This is a genomic window from Verminephrobacter aporrectodeae subsp. tuberculatae At4 (assembly GCF_000193225.1).
Classification (GTDB): domain Bacteria; phylum Pseudomonadota; class Gammaproteobacteria; order Burkholderiales; family Burkholderiaceae_C; genus Acidovorax; species Acidovorax aporrectodeae.
This window is the reverse complement of the sequence record NZ_AFAL01000437.1, coordinates 1-4663: the sequence shown is the minus strand read 5'-3', so window position 1 is coordinate 4663 and position 4663 is coordinate 1. Positions and strand designations below refer to the sequence as shown.

General features: G+C 67.4%; 4 protein-coding genes and 1 pseudogene. 2 read left to right on the top strand and 3 right to left on the bottom strand.

Annotated elements, in window-relative coordinates:
• The 3 genes from VTU_RS27320 to rimP all read right to left on the bottom strand — a co-directional run.
• Window positions 1-886 (bottom strand): translation initiation factor IF-2 associated domain-containing protein (locus VTU_RS27320; RefSeq protein ID WP_010105168.1); only part of this gene is annotated, 886 nt, incomplete at its 3' end.
• A 23-nt stretch (window positions 887-909) separates the two neighbouring features.
• Window positions 910-2394 (bottom strand): transcription termination factor NusA, encoded by a 1485-nt coding sequence (gene nusA / locus VTU_RS0113995; protein ID WP_010105166.1) that lies wholly within the window; start codon window positions 2392-2394, stop codon window positions 910-912.
• 93 nt (window positions 2395-2487) lie between these two features.
• Window positions 2488-3072: a ribosome maturation factor RimP gene (gene rimP, locus VTU_RS0113990; protein ID WP_029554405.1), complete on the bottom strand. Its 585-nt coding sequence runs from the start codon at window positions 3070-3072 to the stop codon at window positions 2488-2490.
• Between the two features lie 339 nt (window positions 3073-3411).
• Between rimP and VTU_RS0113985 the strand changes: the two genes are divergently transcribed.
• Window positions 3412-4362, top strand: a complete 951-nt coding sequence (locus VTU_RS0113985; protein ID WP_040892847.1) for a Bug family tripartite tricarboxylate transporter substrate binding protein — start codon at window positions 3412-3414, stop codon at window positions 4360-4362.
• A gap of 139 nt (window positions 4363-4501) precedes the next feature.
• Window positions 4502-4663: pseudogene (locus tag VTU_RS27315) on the top strand (GNAT family N-acetyltransferase); the annotation flags it as partial.

Here is a 4663-nt window from a genome sequence, read left to right as displayed (position 1 = left end):
CGGCGCGCGGCGTCCCCCCGGCGGGCTTGTGCAGCGTGCCCTTCTTGGCCTCGGCGGCGACGGGTTTGGCCGCCGGTTTGGGCTCCTCGGGCTTCTTCGCGACCATGACGGCCTTCTTGGGCGTGGCCAGCATGGAGCGGATGGCCGCGGCCTCGGCCTCGGCCCGGCGGCGGCGCGCGTCGAGATCGGCGGCGCGCGCGGTTTCCTCGTCGGAGCGCGCCTTGGATTGGGCTGCGGCCTTCTCGCGGGCCTCGGCCTGGGCAGCAGCCCGCGCGGCGGCTTCGGTGGCCTGCTCGCGGGTCGCTTCCTGCTTCACGGCGCTCGCCTGGGCCTTCTTTTCTGCCGCTTGCGCCGCGTAGGCGGCGGCGCGCTCTTCGGCTTCGCGCTCGCGCTTTTCGCGGGCCTCGCGCTGCGCGCGTTTTTCCACGAGCTCGGCCTCCTGGCGGCGGATCAGCGCGGCCTGGCGGTGCGCTTCCTCCTCGCGCCGGGCCAGTTCCAGGTCCTCGTTCGAGACGGCGGATGGCTCTGGCGCCGCCACCGCCGCGGCGGGCGCGTCTTCGGGCTCGGCTACGCCTTCGCGGCCGTCGTCGCGCTTGATGAAGGTGCGCTTCTTGCGCACTTCCACCTGAATCGTGCGCGCCTTGCCCGTGGCGTCGGCCTGTTTGATTTCGCTCGTGGACTTTTTCACCAGGGTGATCTTCTTGCGGTCTGCGGAGGCCGTGCCATGGCTGGCCTGCAGGTAGGCAAGCAGCTTTTGCTTGTCCGACTCGGTCACCGTGTCGGAGGGGGCCACCTTGCCCACGCCCGCAGCTTTGAGCTGGTCGAGCAGGGTTTCGGGCGATTTTTTGAGTTCGGTGGCGAACTCGGAAACAGTATTGCTGGACATATTCGGCCGTGCCTCCCGGACCTTTACGCTTGCCCCGCGAACCAGTGTTCGCGTGCCTTCATGATCAAGGCTCTGGCCTCTTCCTCAGGCTGCCCGGTCAGTTCGGTCAGTTCGTCTATGGCCAGATCGGCCAGGTCGTCGCGCGTGTGCACCCCCCCGGTTGCGAGCTTGGCAATCAATTCCGGGGTGAGTCCGCCCAGGTCGCGCAGGTCCTGCGAGACCTCCTCCACGCTTTCCTCGCGGGCGATCTCCTGCGTGAGCAGGGCATCCTTGGCGCGGGCGCGCAATTCGTTGACGGTGTCCTCGTCGAAGCCTTCGATTTCCAGCATTTCCTGCAGCGGCACGTAGGCGACTTCTTCCAGGCTGTTGAAACCTTCGGCGATGAGGATGTCGGCGATCTCCTCGTCCACGTCGAGCTTTTCCATGAACAGTTTGCGCGCCGTGCCGGTCTCGTTGGCGTGCTTTTGCGCCGATTCGGCGGCGTCCATGATGTTGATCTTCCAGCCGGTCAGATCGGACGCCAGGCGCACGTTCTGCCCTCCGCGGCCAATCGCGATGGCCAGGTTTTCCTCGTCCACCACCACGTCCATGGCGTGCTTCTCCTCGTCCACCACGATGGACGAGACGTTCGCCGGAGCCAGCGCGCCGATCACGAACTGCGCCGGGTCGTCGGACCACAGCACGATGTCCACGCGCTCACCGGCGAGCTCGTTGGTCACGGCGTTCACGCGGGTGCCGCGCACGCCGACGCAGGTGCCGATGGGGTCCACGCGCTTGTCGTGCGAGAGCACGGCAATCTTCGCGCGCGATCCCGGGTCGCGCGCGCAGCTTTTGATCTCCAGCAGGCCCTGCTCGATCTCGGGCACTTCCTGGCGGAAGAGCTCGGTCATGAACGCGGGGGCCGAGCGCGACAGGATGATGGGCGCGCCGCGCAGGCTCAGGTCCATCTCCATGATCATTGCGCGCACGCGGTCGCCGCTGCGCAGGTTCTCCTTGGGGATCATCTCGGCGCGGCGCAGCCGGCCCTCCACGCGGCCGGACTCGACGATGATGTCGCCCTTGTCCATGCGCTTGACGGTTCCCGTGAAAATCCGCTCGCCGCGCGACATGAAGTCGTTGAGCAGCATCTCGCGCTCCGCGTCGCGGATCTTCTGCAAGATGACCTGCTTGGCCGCCATGGCGCCGATGCGGCCGATGGGAACGGAATCCACCGCTTCCTCGATGTATTCGCCGACTTCGATGTCCAGGATGCGCTCGCGGGCGTCCATCAGCAGTTCCTCGGCGTCCGGGTTCTGCAGGCCGGCCTCGTCGGGAACGACGAGCCAGCGGCGAAAGGTCTCGTAGCTGCCGCTGTCGCGATCGACGGACACGCGAATGTCCACCTCGCCCTGGTAGAGCCTCTTGGTGGCCTGCGCCAGGGCCGCCTCCACGGCGCCCAGGACCACATCGTGCTCAACGTTCTTCTCGCGCGAAATGGCCTCGACCAACATCAACAATTCGCGATTCATGCGACGACTCTCCTGTATTCAATCATCCGGGAAGGTGCAGCGACCACACCCGATTCATCCTGCGCCGATTTCATTGCGTGGTTCAGGCGGGCGCTACGCAGGTGCTGGCGCCACGCCACCACGCCCCTTGAAATCGACGATGGGCGCGAGACGCACGTCCCGCACCTCGTCCAAGCTGAAGTCCAGCGTCTGCAAAGGGGCGGGGACGCGCTTTTTGCTGACTCTTCGGCCTGGCGGGAGCGGCGGCTCGTCGCTCCAGACGATGCGCCAGCCCCCGGCTTCGGTCGGCTCCAGCCGGCCGCGAAATTTCTTGCGCGCGGCGTGCACCTGCCCTGCCGCTGCGGCGCCGATGGGCGCCTTCAGGCGAATGTCGACGACCGAGCCCGCGAAGCGCACGAAATCCTGTTCGTGGCGCAGGGGGCGGTCGATTCCGGGCGACGAGACCTCCAGGCGCTGGTATGGAACGTCGTCCACCTGCAACGCAAATTGCAGCTGGCGCGTGACCTTCTCGCAGTCCTCGAGCGTGACGAAGCGCTGCGCGGCGGGCTCCTGCGCTCGCGGTGCGACCCAGGGCCAGTCGATGGTCACGCGCAGCAAGCCGCCGGCGGAGTGTGCAATCTCCACCAGGTCGTACCCCAGGCCCGTCACAATTTGTTCCACGACTCGCTGCAATGCCACTTGGCTCGCTTCCATCCCGAAAAAACAAAAAACCCGATAGCCCCCGGAGACTCCTCCCCGACAGCTTCGAGTTCCGAAAAGCATGCGACCAAAAAAAGCGGGCAGTTGCTGCCTGCCCGTTTGGTCGTGAGGCGCGCATTGTAACGTGCAAAGCAGCGATTTGCAAAGACGAACTGCGTCCCGGGTGCCGTTCCGAGCCCCTTCGCGGGCAGCCCGGGAGGCCGTTCATAATCCCTGCGCGGTTGCTGCCGGTGTTGTTTTTTGTTTTGTTTGGGCCAAGGAGTGTTTCATATGCGTCGTTCGTCCTGGGGACTTGGTCTGCGCGGCCTGGCCTGGCTGATGGCCTGGGGGACGGGAGTCTGGGCGACGGGGGCCTGGGCGCAAACGGCCTGGCCCGAGCGCCCGGTGCGGGTGATCGTTCCGTTTCCTGCCAGCGGCGCCACCGACCTCGTGGCGCGCGTGATCACGCAGCGCGTGGCGCAGGACCTGGGGCAGCAGATGGTGGTGGAAAACCGCCCCGGTGCTGGCGGCACTCGGGGGGCCACCGAGGCGGCCAGGGCGCGTGCGGATGGCTACACGCTGCTGCTCACGACCAGCAGCACGCACGCGATATCCCCCCACCTCGTGCCGCGGCTGGCCTACGACGCGGGCCAGGATTTCACCCCCGTCGCCCACTTGGCCGACGCCCCCAGCGTGCTGCTGGTCACTCCCTCGCTGCCGGTTCAGAGCATGGCCGAGCTCATTGCCTACGGCAAGGCCCATCCGGGCCAACTCAACTACGCCAGCAGTGGCAACGGCACCATCGTGCATCTGAACGGTGCGGCCTTCGCTGCGCAGGCGGGAATGGAGATGACGCATGTGCCCTACAAGGGCACGGCGCTGGCCATCCCCGACTTGGTCAGCGGGCAGGTGCACCTGCTGTTCGACGCCCTGCCCACCGGCATGCCGCACGTCAGGAGCGGCCGCCTGCGGGCGTTGGCCGTGACCAGCCCGAAGCGCAGCGCACTCGCGCCCGAACTGCCCACCTTGGCCGAGTCGGGCCTGCCGGGCTATTCGTCGCTGACCTGGTTTGGCCTGTACCTGCCCGCTGGCGCCGCGCCGGCGCTGGTGGAGCGCGTCCACAGGGCCTTTGCCCAGGCCATGCAGGCACCCGATGTGCTGGCCCACCTGGCCAAGCTGGGCCTGGAGCCCGCCGCCCCCGCAACCCCGGCGCAGTTTGCGGCCATGGTGCAGGCGGACAGTGAGCGCTGGGCGGGCGTGATTCGCCAGTACCGGATCACGCCGGAATAATCCTGGAGCCCGCGTGCAGCGGGGCGGATCGATTCAGGGGATGGGCCGAGTTGGCTGGCTGAACCGGGTCTGCGCACGCCCTGAACGCATCGTCGTTCCGGTAGAGTTGCAGCCTCCCCCGAGGCTCTCAGGAAAACCCATGCTCCTTGCCCCCTCTTCCACCACCGTGCGTCGGCTGGACGCGGCCGAGGCGGTGGCCAGCGCCCCGGCGCTGGCCGAGCTGTTGATCGACTGCGTCCAGGGCGGTGCATCGGTGAGCTTCATGTGGCCGCTGTCGCATGACAAGGCGCTGGCGTTCTGG